The sequence below is a fragment of the Mitsuokella jalaludinii DSM 13811 genome, assembly GCF_000702905.1.
Taxonomy (GTDB): Bacteria; Bacillota; Negativicutes; order Selenomonadales; family Selenomonadaceae; genus Mitsuokella; species Mitsuokella jalaludinii.
The window spans coordinates 12,210-30,202 of record NZ_JNKR01000001.1 but is presented as its reverse complement, the minus strand read 5'-3'; the positions used below and the strand labels follow the sequence as shown (position 1 = coordinate 30,202).

Below are 17,993 nucleotides of genomic sequence, written 5' to 3'. Positions count from 1 at the left end.
GTGCGGAAGAATACGCTTCGCCCAGAAGGATTCTGGGCAAGGCTGCAGAACTTCATCCTGAACGCCATATGGTCCATCGCCTGGCTCGGGCGGTGGACCATCCGTCTGCTCAGGCGCTTTCTGCAGCGCTGAATGTAACATAGGGAAATGAGATATGGCTGATCGATCATAGGAGGTGGCGTCGTGCCAAAGAAGAAGAAAACCGTCTACGTCTGCCAGGAGTGCGGCTACGATACACCCAAGTGGATGGGGCGCTGTCCGGGCTGTGGGGCCTGGAATACGCTCGTCGAGGAGACAATCGCACCGGAGAGCGCAAAGGGCGGCCTGCGCCTCGGCCTCTCGGATGCCCAGAAGCCGCAGCCAATCGCTGCGGTCAAGATCGAGGACATGCCGCGCTTCTTGACGGGCTCTGGAGAGCTCGACCGCGTGCTCGGCGGCGGCATCATCCCGGGCTCGATGGTCCTGATTGTCGGCGATCCGGGCGTCGGCAAGTCGAGCCTGACACTGCGCGTCTGCGCCGACGTCGCGCGCCAGGGCAAGAAAGTCCTCTATGTGACGGGCGAGGAGAGCACGCGCCAGGTCCGCATGCGCGCCGACCGCCTGCAGGCGCTTGCCGACACGCTCTTCGTCGTCAGCGAGACGAACCTTGAGACGATCGAGACGCATGTGGAGAATCTCAAGCCGGAACTCCTCGTCATCGACTCCATCCAGACCATCCTCAAGCCCGACGTGCAGAGCGCGCCGGGCAGCGTCTCGCAGGTGCGCGAGTGCGCCGTCGACCTTCTGCGCATCGCCAAGACGAACGGCATTGCCGCCTTCATCATCGGCCATGTGACGAAGGATGGCACCTTGGCCGGCCCGCGCGTCCTCGAGCACATCGTTGACACCGTGCTCTACTTCGAGGGCGAGCGCAACGCCGAGTACCGCGTCCTGCGCGCCGTCAAGAACCGCTTCGGCAGCACGAATGAGCTCGGCCTCTTTGAGATGCGCGACGTCGGGCTCGTCGATGTGCCCGATGCCTCGAAGCTCTTCCTGTCGGACCGCGAGCAGGACACAGGCACGGTCATCATCCCGACCGTCGAGGGCACGCGGCCGCTGCTCGTCGAGCTGCAGGCGCTCGTCGCCCCGACGCCCTACGTGCCGCCGCGCCGCACGGCCGACTCCGTCGACATCAAGCGCATCCAGCTCCTCTTGGCCGTGCTCGAGAAGCGCGTCCACCTGTCGGTCGGTGCCTGCGACGTCTACGTCAAGGTGGCCGGCGGCATCCGCATCGACGAGCCGGCGGCCGACCTCGGCATCTGTGTCGCCATGGCCTCGAGCTTTGCGAACCGCCTGCTGCGCCCGAAGACGATCGTCTTCGGCGAAGTCGGACTGTCGGGCGAGGTCCGCGCCGTGAGCCAGGCCGACCTGCGCATCAACGAGGCACGCCGCCTCGGCTTCACGCACGTTGTGCTGCCGATGAAGAACTACCGTCAGCTCAAGGGCAGCGTCGAGGGCATCGCGCTCTACGGCGCTGAGACGATAGGCGACGCCCTGCGCCTGGCCATGCCGCGCGAATCGTGAGACTGTCCCTGCTGTCCGTTCCATCTGTCCCGTATCCGTGCTATAATGAGACGGTAATCCCCGCAGTAATCGGGAATCAATCATGGAAGGGAAGGGTGATTCTTTGAGAATCCTGCCGCATATTCATAAGATAGGCCTCGTCTTCCTGCTCGCGCTCGCCGTCGTGCTGCCGTCTGTGGCACGGATGGGCGAGGCTGCTGCAGCGGAGCCTGACATACAGGCGGAGGCCGCCATCCTCATCGACGCCGATACGGGTCGCGTGCTCTGGTCGAAGAACGGCGAGGAGCGCCATTATCCGGCCAGCATGACGAAGATGATGACATGCCTTTTGGGCATCCAGCTCATGCCGCCCGACGCGAAGGTCACGATCTCGCAGGCGGCGGCCAGCACGGAGGATCTGCCGCTGCACATCGCGCGCGGCGACGTCCTGACGGCGGAAGAGCTCATGCGCGGCATGATGATGGTGTCCGACAACGGGGCGGCTGTCGCCATTGCCGAGCACATCGACGGCAGCGCGGCCGTCTTTGCCGAGCGCATGAACGAGAAGGCGCAGGAGATCGGCATGCAAAACACGCACTTCGCCAATCCGAATGGCCTTACAGACCCCAACCACTACTCGACGCCGCACGACATGGCGCGCCTCGCGCAGTACGCGATGAAGAATCCCGTCTTCCGCGACTTCGTGCGCCAGAAGGAGCGCCGCGTCACCTGGATCGCGCCGTCCGGAAAGACGCTCATGGCCGAGAACACGAATGAGCTGCTCGGCCGCTATGAAGGTATCACGGGCGTCAAGACGGGCTGGACGCGTGCCGCGGGCGGCTGCCTTGCGGCTTCGGCCGAGCGCCAGGGCGTGCACCTCATCGCCGTCTTGATGAAGGCGCCGGATGAAACGACGCGCTTCTCCGATATGCGGAAGATCCTCGACTACGGCTTCGCGAGTGTGACGCTCGTCAAGGGTCCGACGATCAAGGAGGCCTCGCGCCACGTCTGGGTCAAGGACGGCACGGCAGCGCGCACCGTCGTGCGCCCGGCGACCGACATCGAGTACCCGCTCTTGCCGGGCGAGGAGGCGAGCCATGTCAAGGTGACATATGATGTGCCGGCGGTCATCAGCGCGCCCGTCGCATCCGGCCAGGTCGTCGGCCGCGTCATCCTCACGTACGACGGCGAGGAGATCGGCCGCGTCGACATGGTGGCCGATGACGTGCCCGAGGGCTTCAGCCTCGGCTCGTGGCTTGTCGGCCTCTTTGAGAGACCGCTCTCCTGGCTCTGAGCGATTCTTAAAAATTGACAGCGAATTTGAGGATATGGTATAATAGTCCTCGTTGATTTGAGCGGATGTGGCGGAACTGGCAGACGCGCTGGATTTAGGATCCAGTGCCGCAAGGCGTATGGGTTCGAGCCCCTTCATCCGCACCAGCCAAAGACGACAGGCAGCATCTTTGATGCTGCCTGTTTTTATATGTTGGAGGAGTTCCATGAATATCTTTTCCTTGCTGCAGCGGCTCTCATCGTTCCAGATCATCGTGCTGAGCTTCGCCTTCCTGATCGGCACGGGGACGCTTCTCTTGATGACGCCCTGGGCGACGCAGGACGGGCAGGGGGCGGCGTTGCTGACTGCCTGCTTCACAGCCGTCTCGGCCTCGTGCGTGACGGGGCTGACGGTCGTCGACACAGCGGCCTACTGGTCGTCGTTCGGCCAGCTCGTCATCCTGCTCCTCATCCAGGTCGGCGGCCTCGGCGTTGTGACGATGGCTGTCGCCATCACGGTCGGCATGGGCCAGCACGTCAGTCTCATGCAGCGCAGCACGATGCAGGACGCCATCTCGGCGCAGCAGATCGGCGGCATCGTGCGCATGCTGCGCTTCGTCCTGAAGTTCACGGCCGGCACGGAGCTCTTGGGCGCCTGTCTGCTTTGGCCGCACTTCGCGCGCGATTACGGCTGGCTGCAGGGCATCTGGATGGCGATCTTCCACTCCGTCTCGGCGTTCTGCAACGCCGGCTTCGACCTCATGAGCTCGCGCGGCGGCGGCTCGCTGATGGCCTATGCGGGCGATCCGCTCGTCAATCTGACCATCATGGGGCTCATCGTGGCCGGCGGCCTGGGCTTCCTGACATGGGCCGACTTCTCGGTCAATCGTCTGCACTGGCGCAAGTGGACGTTCCAGACGCGCATCATCCTCCTGATGACGGCCCTGCTCGTCGCCGTGCCGGCGCTCCTCTTTTTCACGCAGGAGCCCATAAGCGGCTGGCAGGCGCTCTTCCAGTCGGTCACGACACGCACGGCAGGATTCAATACGATGGACATCGAAACCTTGAGCGAGGGGAGCCGCTGCATCATGATCATCCTGATGCTGACAGGCGGCGCGCCGGGTTCGACGGCCGGCGGCATCAAGACGACGACGGCCTTTGCCCTGTTCATGACGATGGTATCCGTCCTGCGCATGCGCGGCGATGTGGAGTGCCAGTCGCGCCGCATCCCGACGGAGACGGTGCGCCATGCGCTGGCCATCTTCGTCATGTACCTCTTCTTGTTCTTCGGCGCGAGCATCGCCATTGGCTACCTCGACCGTGCTCCGATGATCGATGCGATGGTCGAAGTCTCGTCGGCGCTCGGGACAGTCGGACTGTCCATCGGCCTGACGGAGAAATTGTCGCCTCTGTCGCAGATCATGCTGATGTTCTTGATGTACTTCGGCCGCGTCGGGGCCCTGACGATGATCTACGCGCTGCACAAGCGCAAGAAGGCCGTGCCGTGCCGCCTGCCAGAGGGCAGATTGACCGTCGGCTGACCGGGCTGTGCCCTGATGCTATTTCTTCCATGCGTTACGTGAGGTAGATGAAACCATGAAATCCATATTACTGATCGGCCTCGGCCGCTATGGCCGCCATGTCGCGCGCAAGCTCCACGCGATGCACCACGAGATCATGGCGGTGGACAAGAATGAGGAGCTCGTCAATGAGGTGCTGCCCTACACGAACAGCGCGCTGATCGCGGACAGCACGGACGGGCACTTCCTCGAGTCACTCGGCGTGCGCAACTTCGACGCCTGCATCGTCGCCATCGGCGACGACTTCCAGAGCTCCTTGGAGACGACGCTGCGCCTGCGCGAGCTCGGCGCGAAATACATCGTCGCGCGTGCCTCGAGCAGCATCCACGAGAAATTCCTGCTGCGCAACGGTGCCGACGAGGTCGTCTACCCCGAGAAGCAGCTGGCCCTCTGGACGGCCATCCGCTGCGGCTCGGACCACCTGCTCGACTACTTCGAGCTCAGCAAGAATTACGCCATCTACGAGATCGCGATGCCGGAAATCTGGGCAGGCCACACCGTCGGCGAGCTTGACATCCGCCGCATCCACCACGTCAATGTCCTCGGCATCAAGCACGAGGGCAGCCTCGACGTGGAGATCACGCCGAAGACGCTGCTACGGGCAGAGGACTCCATCCTCTTGCTCGGCGCACAGGAGGCCGTAAAGAAATTGATAGACGATGGTGAGAGATAAGCTTTTGAGAAAGGAAGGGTTAACGTGGAGACAAAGCGTTTATTCGACGAGAATGTCATGCAGAGAGAATGTGAGGCTGTAGTCGTGCACACCGAGCCGTATCATGAGGGCTATGCTGTCGTGCTCGACCAGACGGTCTTCTTCCCGGAGGGCGGTGGCCAGCTCAGCGACACGGGCACACTGACGGCAGGGGAGAAGGCGCTTCCTGTCAAGCACGTCCACGAGAAGGCGGGCGAGATCTTCCACGAGACGAAGGAGCCCTTGGCGCCCGGCACGAAGGTAGTGGCAAAGCTCGACTGGCCTGTCCGCTTCGACCACATGCAGCAGCACTGCGGCGAGCACATGCTCTCGTACGCCTTCTACAAGCTCTTCGGCGCCCACAATGTGGGCTTCCACATGAGCGCGGACATGGTCGGTATCGATCTCGACAGGGAAGTCGACTGGCAGCAGGCCCTGCAGGCGGAGCGCTTCACGAACCGCGAAATCCAGGAAGACCGTCCCATCACGACGAAGCTCGTGCCGGCAGAAGAGGCGGCGAAGATGAACCTGCGCAAGTTCAACGACAAACTCACCGGCACCCTGCGCATCGTCTCGGTGGAGGGCAGTGACTCCTGCACGTGCTGCGGCACCCATCCGACTTCGAGCGGCATGGTCGGCCTCGTCAAGATCTTCAAGGTGGAGAAGCACAAGGAAGGCTCGCGCATCAGCTTCCTCTGCGGCAGAGAGGCGCTCGAGCGCGTCGAGCAGTACATGCTCGCGGCTCTCGAGGCCTCGAATCTCCTGTCCATCAAGGAGACGGAGCTGCCAGAAGGCGTCGCGCGCCTGCAGCAGGAGACGAAGGAGCTCGGCGAGCGCCTGACGGAGTGCACGGGCAAGCTCCTGGAGTACCGCATCGAGGAGATGAAGGCGCATCCGGCCACGACAGAGGCGGGCCATGCGAAATTCGTCTTCCTCGAGTCCGACATGACGCCGAAGGAGGCCAAGGCACTCGCCAAGCGCCTCGGCGAGATCCCTGAAGCCTTCTCCGCCATCTTCTATCAGAACGGCGAGCGCCTCAACTACATGTTCCTTGCGACGGACGGCGCTGAGCTGAGCTGCCAGCAGGTCATCCGCACGGTCAACGAAGCCTTCGGCGGCCGCGGCGGCGGACGCCCCGAGTCGTGCCAGGGCAGCGCCATCTGCCCTGCAGACTGGCGCGAGAAGGCGGAGGCGCTCATGTCCGCTCTTTGAGCCATGAGCCCATAAAAAAAGAGCCCCCTTTGGGGCTCCTTTTTTTATGGGGCATGGCTCAGGCAAAGTAGTTCTTGCCGTTGCCCTTCTGTGCTTCGTAGGTGGCGATGCGCTTCTTGATGAACTGCGTATCGATGTTGCCTGTGCGGAAGTAGCTGTCGCTGAGGATCTTCTGGTGCAGGGAGATTGTCGTCTTGACACCGTCGATGCGGAACTCCTTGAGCGCGCGCTGCATGATCTTGATGGCGTCGCCGCGCGTGCGGCCGTGGACGATGAGCTTCGCGATCATCGAGTCGTAGTACGGCTCGATCGAGAGGCCAGCCGTCACGCCTGAATCGAAGCGGACGCGCGGGCCGCTCGGCTCGTGCAGGAACGTGATCTGGCCCGGCGACGGCATGAAGTTGTTGTCCGGGTCCTCGGCGTTGATGCGGCACTCGATGGCATGGCCCTGGAAGTGGACGTCGGCCTGCGTGATGTCGAGCGGCTCGCCGGCAGCGATGCGGATCTGCGTGCGCACGATGTCGATGCCCGTGACTTCTTCCGTGACGCCGTGCTCGACCTGGATACGCGGGTTGATCTCCATGAAGTAGAACTGGTTGTCCTTGAGGTCCAGGAGGAACTCGACCGTGCCGACGTTGGAGTAGTGGACGCTCTTGGCGGCCTTGACGGCCAGCGTGCCGACCTGCTTGCGCATCTCGTGCGTCAGCGCGATCGACGGCGACTCCTCGAGGAGCTTCTGGTTGCGGCGCTGGATGGAGCACTCGCGCTCGCCGAGGTGGATGACCTCGCCGTAGTTGTCGGCGACAATCTGGACTTCGATGTGGCGCGAACGCTCGATGTAGTGCTCGAAGTAGTAGTTGATCTTCTTGAGGTCGACGAGTGTGTCGAGGATGTCCTTGAGCTCGTCCTCATCGTGTGCGACATACATGCCCTTGCCGCCACCGCCCGAGACCGGCTTGAGGATGACGGGGTAGCCGACTTCCTTGGCCGCCTTGACAGCCTCTTTGTTGTTCTTGAGCGGCTCGCTGCCCTTGGCCATCGGGATGCCGGACGGCTGCATGGAGGCGCGGGCGACGTCTTTGTCGCCGACGAGGCGGATCGTCTCCGGCATCGGTCCGATCCAGGTGATGCCGTGCTCGGTGACCTGCTGGGCGAAGTCTGCATCCTCCGAGAGGAAGCCGTAGCCCGGGTGGATGGCGTCAGCGCCCGTCTCGAGCGCTGCGCGCAGGATCGAGTCCTTGTTTAAGTAGCTGTCTGTGGCATCGGCGCCGCCGACGCAGACGGCGTGGTCGGCCAGCTGTACGTGAAGTGCATTCTCGTCTGCTTCCGAGAAGATGGCGACCGTCTCGATGTCGAGCTCCTCGCAGGCGCGGATGATGCGCACGGCAATCTCGCCGCGGTTGGCGATCAGAACGCGTTTGAACATGGGAAAATCCCTCCTGAATCACAGTATTACGATAGCAGATATTATAACCAGCTGCTAATTCCAAATCTGCCTTGATTTTATCACATGCACCGCGGAAATGCAATATTCCCTCATGGAATCCCCGTGGGATTTGCGGTATAATGGAATGAATTTCAACCATGCAGTTTAAGAAAGGTCGTGAGCGATTGACGGACATTGTCGCAGAGAAACTCAAGCTGCTGCCGGACAGCCCCGGCGTCTACATCATGAAGGACGCGTCGGGCCGCATCATCTACGTCGGCAAGGCGGTCGTCCTCAAGAACCGCGTGCGCCAGTACTTCCAGCACAACAAGAACCACTCGCCGAAGGTCAAGGCAATGGTCTCGCACATCGCGGATTTTGAGATCATCATGACGCACTCAGAAGTCGAGGCGCTGATCCTCGAGTGCAACCTCATCAAGAAGCATCGCCCGCACTACAACATCAGCCTCAAGGACGACAAGAGCTACCCGTACGTCAAGGTCACGGTGCAGGAGGAGTACCCGCGCGTCTTCCTGACGCACCGCGTGACGAAGGACGGCTCGCGCTACTTCGGCCCCTATACGGACGTCACGGCCGTGCACCAGAGCTTGAAGCTCCTGCGCCGCCTCTTCCCGCTGCGCACCTGCCGCCACCTGCAGGACCGGCCCTGTCTGGAGTACCACATCAAGCGCTGCCTCGCGCCGTGCGTCGGCAAGGTCACGAAGGAGGACTACGCGGCGATGATCCGCGCCGTCCTGCTCTTCCTCGAAGGGCGCACGGAGGATGTGGAGCGCGAATTGAAGTTCCGCATGGAGCAGGCGGCCGCGGCCTTCCACTTCGAGACGGCGGCGCGCCTGCGGGACCAGCTTCGCGCCGTGCAGAAGATCGCCGAGAAACAGAATATCGTCACGGGTGCGGGCGATCAGGACGCAATCGGCATCGCGCGCTCGGAGATCGGCGTCTGTGTCCAGGTCTTCTTCATCCGCGCGGGCAAGATGATCGGGCGCGAGCACTTCCTCTTGCAGGGCAGCGAGGAGGAGAGCGACGCCGACATCCTCGCGGCGTTCCTCTCGCAGTACTATCATCGGGCGGCCTTCGTGCCGCGCGAGGTCCTGCTGCCGCTGGCCATCGCAGAGGAGGAGCGGGCGCTCCTCGAGAGCTGGCTGACCGAGAAGAAGCACGGCAATAAGGTGCAGCTCCTCGTGCCGCAGCGCGGCACGAAGCGCGACATCGTCGCGATGGCCGAGAGCAATGCCGAGAAGTACCTCTCGGATGAAGCCGCGCGCATCAAGCAGGCTGACGAGAAGACGATGGGTGCCGTGCGCGAGCTCGGCCGCTATCTCGGGCTCAAGAAGATGCCCTACCGCATGGAGTGCTTCGATATCTCGCACATCCAGGGGTCGGAGACTGTCGCCTCGATGGTCGTCTTCGAGGGCGGTCTTCCCAAGAAGTCGGACTACCGCCGCTTCAAGATCCAGAGCACAGAGGGCAAGCCCGACGACTTCCTTTCAATGCGCGAGGTCACGACGCGCCGCTATGTTGGACTGCCCGAGGAAGAATTGCCAGACCTCATCGTCATCGACGGCGGCAAGGGACAGCTCTCTTCAGCCCTCGAGATCATCCGCGGCGCGGGCGGTCACAAGGATGTGCCTGTCGTCGGCCTCGCCAAGCAGTTCGAGCTCGTCTTCACGGAGGGCGAGAGCGAGCCTGTCGTCTTGCCGCGCCACAGCCAGGCGCTCTACCTCATCGAGCGCATCCGCGACGAGGCGCACCGTTTCGCCATCACGTACCACCGCAAATTGCGCGGCAAGCGCAATCTCGTCTCCATCCTCGACCACATTGTCGGCATCGGCCCGAAACGGCGCCAGGCGCTGCGCAGCCACTTCGGCACGATTGCGCGCATCCGCGAGGCGAGCGTTGAGGAACTGCAGCAGGCGCCGGGCATGAACCGCCCCGCGGCCGAGGCAGTCTATCATTTTTTTCAGGCACAGCGTGATATGACGCGCTATCATGCAGATGGCGCCAATGGAAAGGAATAAAGAAATTATGAACATCATCGATCTGCACGTCCACTCTCTTGTCTCGGACGGCAGCTATTCGCCGCACGACCTGGCCGTCCACGCCAGAGAAGTGGGTCTCTCAGCCTTCGCGCTGACAGACCACGACAACATCGCGGGCAATGAGGAGGCCGCTGCCGCCGCCAGGGAGCAGGGGCTGGATTTCCTGAACGGCATGGAGCTCACGGCCGACTTCATGGATCGCAAGCTCCACATTGTCTGCCTGGGCTTTGATGCGGACCATCCGAGCTTCCGCCAGCTCTACGCCGAGATCCGCCGCGTCAAGGAGGGGAAAATCCCTGAGATTATCGACTACGTGCGCGCCAAGGGCATCGACATCTCCTTGGAGAAAGTCCGCCCGTTCGCCTATGGCAAGGTGCTCGACCGCTACGCCATCATGCGCTACCTCGTCTCGCTGCACCTCTACGACAGGGCGCAGCCGCTCTGGGATCACTACCTCGATCCGGCGGTCAGAGAGCTCGGCCTCGACCAGAATATGCCGGTGGAGGAGGCACTGCCCGTCATCCACGAGGCAGGCGGCGTGACATCTCTCGCACACTTCCACAAGAAGATCGGCCTCAAGGGCCTCTCGCGCGCCGAGCAGGAAGCGGCCATCGCGCGCCTGCACGCGATGGGGCTCGACGGCATGGAGCGCTGGTATCCGAACTACACGCAGGAGGATTCTGACTTTGCCGCGCACATGATTGAGAAGTACCATCTGCTCACGACAGGCGGCACAGACTTCCACGGCAGCAACCGCCCGCAGATCGAGATGGGCCACGGCATCGCGGGCAATATGGCCATTCCCTACGAGGTCTACACGAAAATCATTCTTTCCTGCAAAAAATTTCGCGATGGCAAGCAGGAGAATGGCGGGAGCATCGCGAATTAAAGACCTGTAGAAGTATTTAGTGTATGGAATCAAAAGTCAAAAGGAGGCTTTTCTGATGAAAGTTTGGGTTTGCACGGTCTGTGGCTGGATTTACGACGAGGCAAAGGGCGATCCGGATTACGATCTCGCACCGGGCGTTCCGTTTGCGGATCTGCCGGATGATTTCGTCTGCCCGCTCTGCGGCGTCGGCAAGGACATGTTCGAAGAACAGCAGTCCTGATGGCCGTGCTGCCGTGTCGTGAAGCAGGCATGCGCAAGGGGAGGGAGACCGGGTGGTTTCTCTCCCCTTTTTTGCATCATTCCCTTATGCGGCGCGTCTTTCAGCCATTCATGACCGATTGGAATCACACGTCATGAATAAATTATGCTAATGCCGCAATAAAATGTACACAGAATGCATTGATTTTTTGATGTTACTTTGCTATAATTTACACGTAATGAATCATAAGTCTGATGCATACTTTGTTGGCATTCCGAAGGCGGTTTCTGACAGGTTGCTCAGAATGTCGCTTTCAAACTATAAGGAGGCAATTTATTATGAAGGTAACAGTTGTTGGTGCAGGTAATGTTGGTGCAACGGTCGCAAACGTTCTTGCTACGAAGAAGTTCTGCAGCGAGGTTGTTCTTGTTGATATCAAGGAAGGCGTTCCGCAGGGCAAGGCCATGGATATCATGCAGACGGCTCACATGCTGAACTTTGACACGACGGTAACGGGCGTTACGGCTCTGCCGAACGATCCGGAAGGTTATGCTCCGACGGCTGGTTCTGATGTTGTCGTTGTCACGTCTGGTATGCCGCGCAAACCGGGCATGAGCCGTGAGGATCTCATCGGCGTCAACGCTAAGATCGTCAAGAGCGTTGTTGACCAGGCCCTCAAGTATTCCCCGAATGCTTACTTCATCATCATCTCCAACCCGATGGATGCTATGACGTTCCTGACGCTCAAGGACACGAAGCTTCCGCGCAACCGCATCCTCGGCCAGGGCGGCATGCTCGACAGCAGCCGTTTCCGTTATTTCCTCGCACAGGCTCTGACGAAGGCTGGCTATCCGGCTACGCCGGCTGACGTTGATGGCATGGTCATCGGCGGCCACAGCGACAAGACGATGGTTCCGCTCGTCAGCTATGCAACGCTGCGCGGCATCCCTGTAACGCAGCTCCTGAGCAAGGAAGCACTCGACGACGTTGTCGCTCAGACGAAGGTCGGCGGCGCTACGCTGACGAAGCTCCTTGGCACGTCCGCTTGGATTGCACCGGGCGCTGCAGCTGCTACGATGGTTGAAGCCATCGCCCTCGATGCCAAGAAGCTCATCCCGTGCTGCGTCTACCTCGAAGGCGAGTATGGCGAGAAGGACCTCTGCATCGGCGTACCGTGCATCCTCGGCAAGAACGGCCTCGAGAAGATCGTCGAGATCAAGCTCGATGGCGACGAGAAGGCTAAATTCGAAGAGAGCGTTCAGGCTGCTCGCAACACGAACGCAAAACTCGGCGATGCCCTCAAATAATTGCCTCCTGCAATTGCAATCGCATAAAGAAAGCTCCTGCTTCGGCAGGAGCTTTTTTGTGTCCAGTTGACGGTGGAGGGCGGGCTGCGCTATGATGTTCGTATTGAGAATGAATTGGTGAGAAGAACAGGGGGATGTTTGATGCACGATGATGCCTACTACATGAGGCTGGCGCTCGAGGAGGCGCAGAAGGCGTATGACCTCGAGGAGGTGCCGATTGGCGCCGTGCTCGTCGACAGCGAGGGCGAGGTCGTCGCGCGCGGCCACAACATGCGCGAGGTCTGGCACGATGCGACGGCGCACGCCGAGATGATCGCGATACGCGAGGCCTGCGCGAAGCAGGAACGCTGGCGCCTCTCGGGACTCACGCTCTACGTGACGATCGAGCCGTGCCCGATGTGTGCCGGTGCCATTGTCATGAGCCGCGTCGACCGCGTCGTCTACGGCAGTACGGACGCGAGGGCCGGGGCCTGTGAATCGGTGTTCAATATCCCGGGCAATCCAACGCTCAATCACCGTCCGGAAATCACGGCCGGCGTGCTGCAGGAAGAATGTGCGGGCATCATGAAGCGCTTCTTCAAGATGCGGCGCGAGCAGCAAAAGGCACTCAAGAAGCTGAAAAAGCAGAAGGAGGCGGCAGATGATGGATGTTCAGAAGAAGATGACGGTTGATATGCTGCACGGTTCGATGGCGGGGCCGATGGTTATCTTTGCCCTGCCGCTCGCGCTCACGGGCGTGCTGCAGCAGCTCTTCAATACGGCGGATACGCTGGTGCTCGGTCAATTCGTCGGCACGGATGCCCTCGCGGCCGTCGGCAACAACGCGCCGATTATCAGCCTGCTCGTCAATCTCTTTATCGGTATCTCGCTCGGTGCCAACGTCGTCATCGCACGCTTCATCGGTGCGCATGACTTAAAAGAGACGATACGGGCCGTCCATACGTCTTTTCTTTTGGCACTGCTCCTAGGCATTTTCGTGGCCGTCCTCGGTGAGCTCATCGCAAGACCCATGCTCGAGCTTCTGGCCGTGCCGGATTCCGTCATGCCGGCTGCAGAGCTCTATCTGCGCATCTACTTCCTCGGCATGCCGGCCATCGGGCTCTATAACTTCGAGTCAGCCATCTATCGAAGCCGCGGCAATACGTGGACACCGCTCAAAGCCTTGGCCGCAGCGAGCGGCCTCAACATCGTGCTGAACCTCGTGACCGTGCTCGTTTTCGACTGGGGCGTGGGCGGCGTGGCTGCGGCGACGGCGCTGTCTAATTATCTGAGTGCCTGGATGCTTTATCATGCGCTCTGCCATGAACACGGCATCATCCGGCTCGAACCCGGCGCCATCCGCATGGAAAAGTCGTACGCGAAGGAAATCCTGCGCATCGGCTTGCCTGCAGGCATTCAGGGCATGGTGTTTGCCCTGTCGAATCTCGTCATTCAGGCGGCCATCAACAGCCTTGGTGCGGTCGTCATGGCAGCTTCGACGGCGGCGTTCACCATCGAAATCAACATTTACGTGCTGCTCATCGCCTTCGGCCAGGCCGTGACGACGTTCGTGAGTCAGAACTACGGCGCGGGCAATCTTGCGCGCTGCCGCAAAGCCACAAAAACGGGCTTCAGCGTGACGATGCTCGTGACCGTCGTGCTTTCCGCGCTGGCCTGCCTGTTTGCGAACGAGCTTCTGGCCTTGTTCAATGATAACCCCGCTGTCATCGAGATTGGCCGTATCCGCATTTTCTACATCATCGGCTTTTATTTTCTCTGTGTCTTTATCGAGATTCTCTCGGGGGCCCTGCGCGGCTACGGCTACTCGCTGCCGCCGGCTCTTTTAATGCTCGTGACCATCTGCGGCGTGCGCATCGCGTGGATTTATACGGCGTTTGCCGCCAAACCGACGTTCACGAACATCATGATTTCATATCCTCTGAGCTGGGTCATCACAGCCGTACTGCTCATCGGCATTTACGCCTTCTACCGCAAACACATTAAGCCGTTAGCGCTGCGTCTTTGAGAGCAGAAAGCAGATATGGGGAATGTTCAATCATTGGTTGGGCTGTGATACCAGCGATCTCTCCATCCGTTCGACTTGCAATCTGGCGTATAACGCAGCTTTTTTGGCCGAACAGCGTCTGGGACTGATGCTTTCGTTTGCCGGTATAGTTGCCACCGACGAAGCGCATCATCCGGAGCTGACGTTTCGTCCGCTGCAGCCGGCCTTGTACTCTCATAATTACTTGATTTGGAAGGAAGGGCAGACATTTTCGCGGGCTGCCGGCGTCGTACGTGCCCGTTTGGACGAAATTTTCGGCACTCGCGAATAATATGCTTACTGAGCATGAAAAGGGATAAATACCAAGTATTGGTAATAAAACACCTCTCATTGTATAATTAAATCAGTTCAAGGAACAAAATGACGATTTGCTTACACGATGAGAGGTGTTTTTGATGCAAAAGAAAAAATACATGAAAAGGATGTTGGTTATGGCCACGTTAGGCGTGACCATGGCTTTAGGCACAGTGGGCATGACGGCAGAAGCCGCCGCCCAGACGGATAAGGCACAGACGAACGTGCAGACACAGCAGGCTGTCGCAGACACGAAAGTACAGGGGGAGAGCAATTTGAAACTGACAACAGAATGGGATAAAGTTTTTCCGGAAAGCAGGGATGTCAACCATCGCAAAGTGACGTTTCACAACCGTTACGGCATTGAACTTGCCGCCGACCTCTATGAGCCGAAAAAAATTACAGGCAAACTCGCGGCCGTTGCGGTCAGCGGACCTTTCGGCGCGGTTAAGGAACAGTCTTCAGGGCTTTATGCACAGGAACTGGCGAAACGCGGTTTCCTGACGATTGCCTTTGATCCCTCGTTTACGGGCGAGAGCGGCGGCGTGAACGGTGTGCGCAATGTGGCATCTCCTGATATCAACACCGAGGATTTTTCGGCAGCCGTCGATTTCCTGTCCAATGAAAAAGATGTCGACCCGGACCGCATCGGCATTCTCGGCATCTGCGGCTGGGGCGGCATGGCTCTCAATGCGGCGGCCATGGATACGCGCATCAAGGCTACGGTGGTTTCGACCATGTATGATATGAGCCGTGTCATGGCCAATGGCTACTTCGATTACGATAAGGACGCAGAGACCATCAAGAAAGAGCGCATGGCAAACCGCAGGGCACTCAATGCTCAGCGCACCGAGGACTACCGCACGGGCACGTACAAGCGGGCGGGCGGTGTCGTCGACCCGCTGCCGGCCGATGCCCCGCAGTTCGTCAAGGATTACTACGCTTATTACAAGACGAAGCGCGGCTATCATCCGCGTTCCCTGAATTCCAACGAGGGCTGGAATCTGACGAATGCTCTTTCGTTCATGAATATGCCGCTGCTTACCTATGCTGATGAAATCGAAAGTGCCGTACTGGTCATCCACGGAGAAAAAGCGCATTCGCGCTACTTCGGTGAGGATGCCTTCAAGAAGCTCAAAGGCGATAACAAAGAGCTGATGATTATCCCCGGTGCCAACCATACGGATCTTTACGACAATATGGAAAAAATCCCGTTTGACAAAATCACGTCATTCTTCCAGAAGTATCTGAAATGATGAGATGAGAAAATTTGTTAGTAAGAATTTTGTCGGGCAGCCAGCCACTGGCTCCATGTTTGCTGAAAATTTGACGCACAGTTTTCTTTGACATAATGGGCGAAAAGCTGCAGGCCATGATAACGCGGCCCGCTTGAAAGGTCGGCGCCGCCAAGGCTGCGCTGATGGGCGATGGCTTCGTCGACTGTGGCAGATGGATTTTCGAGCAGTTCATAGAGTACCATGAAGGTCGTCGTGCGCCCCTGTCCGGCCTGGCAGTGGAAGAAGAGCCAGCCGTGATTCTTTGGCAGGCTGCGGTAAAAGTCGACGAACTCATCGATGACGGCAGGTGCCGGCCATTCCATGTCGGTCGCGGCAAAGCGCTTGTAGCCGAGCCCGGCTCTGCGCGCCAGTTCGCGTTCCGTCGACCAGCTTTGAACCGGTTCATCAAACAAATCCTTGATGTGTTCTTCATCATAACGGCCCATCGGCAGGGCTTGGACAACGTGTCCAAGGGCCCCCTGCAGGCGGGCCGTTTCGTCTTGTTCGACTTCTGTTGCGGCAAGGCCGCGATTCGCCGCATTCTGCGGGCCATGCCAGCTCACGGCCGCATGATTGAGAAAGCCGTGGGATTCCTGCCGCAGGTCAATATCCCAGATAGGCATATCGGGCGGGACGCCGAGAAGTGCGGGCAGATGGGCGAGGACTTCTTTTGTCGGCTGCCCGCCGCCCGCAATTTTAAGATCTGCATCGCGGCGGAAATGAATCGGCTCGTCACTGCCGATGGCCGCATCGAGCCGCCAGGCAGGTTCCTCAGGAACTGCAGCCGCAGCGATGGCTGGTGCATTTATTAGTATCAGACAGACGGCCAGCAGCAGAGAGAAATTTATTTTTTTGTGCAGGATATGATAAAGCAAGTGGCAGCATCCTTTCAATACTGTAAAATGAATTTTTCTACATACGGCGTGACTTTTTACCGTTTTTGTTGGCGCAGGAAGAAAAATGCGGTATAATTGTTCGCAATACCATTCTATCGAATGAGAGAGGAAGCAAACGATGACAAGACGTGAATTTATTTTAGCCGGTCTGGGGCTGCTCGGCGCAGCGGCTGCGGGCGGCGTTTATTCTTATGTGCATCGGCCAAAGTTTGGAGAGCTGCCGTCAGGTGACCGCTTAAAACGCATGCAGGCCTCGCCGCATTACCATGGGGACCATTTTGAGAACCTCGTACCTGTGCCCGTCATGTCGGAAGACGAGGGCGGGCATGAAAACCGCTTCGTAGCCACGTGGAAATTTCTGTTTGGTGATAAGAAAGGCCTGGTGCCCGCTCATCCCCTGCCGACAGAGAAGGCGAATCTTCTGGCTCTGCCGCGCGAGCAGGATGCCGTGGTCTGGCTTGGCCATTCGAGCTTTTTCGTGCAGCTCGGCGGCTGCCGCATTCTCATCGACCCCGTGTTCAGCAGCTACGCTTCGCCATTGTGGTTTATCAACCGCGCGTTTGCAGGCTCGAATGTCTATACGGCCGAGGATTTCCCGGAAATCGATGTGCTTGCCATGAGCCACGACCATTGGGACCACCTCGACTATCCGACGGTCATGGCCCTGAAGTCAAGGGTTCATCACGTCGTCTGCCCGCTCGGCGTCGGCGCCTATTTTGAGCAGTGGGGCTTTGCGAAAGACAGCATCCACGAAGAAGACTGGGATACGGAAATCAAGCTTTCGGCTACGCTCTCCGTCCATATCCTGCCGTCGCAGCATTTTTCGGGCCGTTTCCTCAAGCAGAATCCCACGCTCTGGTGCGGCATGGCCTTCATCACGCCAAAGCGCAGCCTTTATTACACGGGCGATGGCGGCTATGGCGCGCATTTTAAGGTCATTGGCAAGAAGTTCGGCGGCTTTGACTGCGTGCTCGCTGAAAACGGCCAGTACAACCTCGCATGGCATCACATCCACATGCTGCCCGAGGAAACGGCGCAGGCCTGTGAAGATGTCGGGGCAAAATTTGTCATCCCCACGCATAACAGCAAATTCGCGCTGGCCCGCCATCCGTGGCAGGAGCCGATGGCAAGGCTGCAGGCGGCGAGCCAGGATAAATCTTATCAGCTCCTGACCCCGGAAATCGGCGCCCTCGTGCTGCTTGACCAGAAGCAGAGCTTCTCGCCCTGGTGGCAGACGGCATAAGAAACTGTAAAAGACACTGGGAAGCAGCTGGTTGCGTCCATATATGATACAGCCAGCAGCT

General features: G+C 59.5%; 17 protein-coding genes and 1 tRNA gene. 16 read left to right on the top strand and 2 right to left on the bottom strand.

Translation table 11 applies throughout. The features are described 5' to 3' along the window. From T518_RS12380 to T518_RS00150, 7 genes are all read left to right on the top strand, one after another. Entirely contained in the window at positions 1-132 is a 132-nt protein-coding gene (locus tag T518_RS12380; RefSeq protein ID WP_255240516.1) for a hypothetical protein, read from the top strand. A gap of 51 nt (positions 133-183) precedes the next feature. Further along, the gene (gene radA, locus T518_RS00175) at positions 184-1,563 is read left to right on the top strand and encodes a DNA repair protein RadA (protein ID WP_036373442.1); all 1,380 of its coding nucleotides are present in this window, start codon (positions 184-186) and stop codon (positions 1,561-1,563) included. Between the two features lie 103 nt (positions 1,564-1,666). Next, positions 1,667-2,836 carry a D-alanyl-D-alanine carboxypeptidase family protein gene (locus T518_RS00170; protein ID WP_244881831.1) on the top strand — a complete coding sequence of 390 codons (1,170 nt, stop codon included), beginning with the start codon at positions 1,667-1,669 and terminating at the stop codon, positions 2,834-2,836. Between the two features lie 61 nt (positions 2,837-2,897). Further along, a tRNA-Leu gene (locus T518_RS00165) sits at positions 2,898-2,982 on the top strand. Between the two features lie 59 nt (positions 2,983-3,041). Beyond that, on the top strand, positions 3,042-4,355 hold the full coding sequence (locus T518_RS00160; protein WP_036373438.1) for a TrkH family potassium uptake protein: 1,314 nt from the start codon (positions 3,042-3,044) through the stop codon (positions 4,353-4,355). Between the two features lie 55 nt (positions 4,356-4,410). Then, complete coding sequence (locus tag T518_RS00155; RefSeq protein ID WP_036373432.1) at positions 4,411-5,067, top strand: potassium channel family protein; 657 nt, start codon at positions 4,411-4,413, stop codon at positions 5,065-5,067. Between the two features lie 24 nt (positions 5,068-5,091). After that, positions 5,092-6,297, top strand: coding sequence for an alanyl-tRNA editing protein (locus T518_RS00150; RefSeq protein ID WP_051652115.1), 1,206 nt, complete (start codon positions 5,092-5,094; stop codon positions 6,295-6,297). A 58-nt stretch (positions 6,298-6,355) separates the two neighbouring features. Here the strand turns inward: T518_RS00150 and accC are convergent, their stop codons facing one another. Continuing rightward, positions 6,356-7,723, bottom strand: a complete 1,368-nt coding sequence (gene accC / locus T518_RS00145; RefSeq protein WP_036373427.1) for an acetyl-CoA carboxylase biotin carboxylase subunit — start codon at positions 7,721-7,723, stop codon at positions 6,356-6,358. Between the two features lie 185 nt (positions 7,724-7,908). Here accC and uvrC point away from each other — a divergent pair, with 185 nt between their 5' ends. The 8 genes from uvrC to T518_RS00105 all read left to right on the top strand — a co-directional run bounded on the left by uvrC (position 7,909) and on the right by T518_RS00105 (position 15,772). Further along, entirely contained in the window at positions 7,909-9,762 is a 1,854-nt protein-coding gene (gene uvrC / locus T518_RS00140) for an excinuclease ABC subunit UvrC (RefSeq protein ID WP_036373424.1), read from the top strand. 7 nt (positions 9,763-9,769) lie between these two features. After that, positions 9,770-10,672 (top strand): PHP domain-containing protein, encoded by a 903-nt coding sequence (locus T518_RS00135; RefSeq protein WP_036373421.1) that lies wholly within the window; start codon positions 9,770-9,772, stop codon positions 10,670-10,672. A gap of 55 nt (positions 10,673-10,727) precedes the next feature. Continuing rightward, positions 10,728-10,892, top strand: coding sequence for a rubredoxin (locus T518_RS00130; RefSeq protein WP_036373418.1), 165 nt, complete (start codon positions 10,728-10,730; stop codon positions 10,890-10,892). Positions 10,893-11,209: 317 nt separating this feature from the next. After that, complete coding sequence (locus T518_RS00125; RefSeq protein ID WP_036373415.1) at positions 11,210-12,178, top strand: malate dehydrogenase; 969 nt, start codon at positions 11,210-11,212, stop codon at positions 12,176-12,178. A gap of 141 nt (positions 12,179-12,319) precedes the next feature. Continuing rightward, a complete protein-coding gene (gene tadA, locus T518_RS00120; RefSeq protein WP_051652114.1) occupies positions 12,320-12,850 on the top strand; it encodes a tRNA adenosine(34) deaminase TadA in 531 nt (176 codons plus the stop codon). Then, on the top strand, positions 12,819-14,183 hold the full coding sequence (locus tag T518_RS00115) for an MATE family efflux transporter (RefSeq protein ID WP_036373412.1): 1,365 nt from the start codon (positions 12,819-12,821) through the stop codon (positions 14,181-14,183). The genes tadA and T518_RS00115 overlap by 32 nt, the downstream gene beginning before the upstream one ends. Positions 14,184-14,205: 22 nt before the next feature. Beyond that, positions 14,206-14,493, top strand: a complete 288-nt coding sequence (locus T518_RS00110; RefSeq protein WP_051652113.1) for a hypothetical protein — start codon at positions 14,206-14,208, stop codon at positions 14,491-14,493. Between the two features lie 181 nt (positions 14,494-14,674). Then, a complete protein-coding gene (locus T518_RS00105; protein WP_248617130.1) occupies positions 14,675-15,772 on the top strand; it encodes an alpha/beta hydrolase in 1,098 nt (365 codons plus the stop codon). Positions 15,773-15,789: 17 nt separating this feature from the next. Here the strand turns inward: T518_RS00105 and T518_RS00100 are convergent, their stop codons facing one another. Further along, positions 15,790-16,668 (bottom strand): phosphatase domain-containing putative toxin, encoded by an 879-nt coding sequence (locus tag T518_RS00100; RefSeq protein WP_051652112.1) that lies wholly within the window; start codon positions 16,666-16,668, stop codon positions 15,790-15,792. A gap of 139 nt (positions 16,669-16,807) precedes the next feature. On the opposite strand from T518_RS00100, the gene T518_RS00095 reads away from it, so the two are divergent. Next, a complete protein-coding gene (locus T518_RS00095; RefSeq protein ID WP_036373407.1) occupies positions 16,808-17,932 on the top strand; it encodes an MBL fold metallo-hydrolase in 1,125 nt (374 codons plus the stop codon). The last annotated feature ends 61 nt before the right edge of the window (positions 17,933-17,993 follow it).

Bases quoted from the DNA above. Each gene is read 5' to 3' on its own strand.
- T518_RS00160 (WP_036373438.1), top strand. From the start codon at position 3,042: ATGAATATCTTTTCCTTGCTGCAGCGGCTCTCATCGTTCCAGATCATC.
- T518_RS00155 (WP_036373432.1), top strand. From the start codon at position 4,411: ATGAAATCCATATTACTGATCGGCCTCGGCCGCTATGGCCGCCATGTC.
- accC (WP_036373427.1), bottom strand. From the start codon at position 7,723: ATGTTCAAACGCGTTCTGATCGCCAACCGCGGCGAGATTGCCGTGCGC.
- T518_RS00135 (WP_036373421.1), top strand. From the start codon at position 9,770: ATGAACATCATCGATCTGCACGTCCACTCTCTTGTCTCGGACGGCAGC.
- T518_RS00130 (WP_036373418.1), top strand. From the start codon at position 10,728: ATGAAAGTTTGGGTTTGCACGGTCTGTGGCTGGATTTACGACGAGGCA.
- T518_RS00125 (WP_036373415.1), top strand. From the start codon at position 11,210: ATGAAGGTAACAGTTGTTGGTGCAGGTAATGTTGGTGCAACGGTCGCA.
- tadA (WP_051652114.1), top strand. From the start codon at position 12,320: ATGCACGATGATGCCTACTACATGAGGCTGGCGCTCGAGGAGGCGCAG.
- T518_RS00115 (WP_036373412.1), top strand. From the start codon at position 12,819: ATGATGGATGTTCAGAAGAAGATGACGGTTGATATGCTGCACGGTTCG.
- T518_RS00110 (WP_051652113.1), top strand. From the start codon at position 14,206: ATGTTCAATCATTGGTTGGGCTGTGATACCAGCGATCTCTCCATCCGT.
- T518_RS00105 (WP_248617130.1), top strand. From the start codon at position 14,675: ATGGCTTTAGGCACAGTGGGCATGACGGCAGAAGCCGCCGCCCAGACG.
- T518_RS00095 (WP_036373407.1), top strand. From the start codon at position 16,808: ATGACAAGACGTGAATTTATTTTAGCCGGTCTGGGGCTGCTCGGCGCA.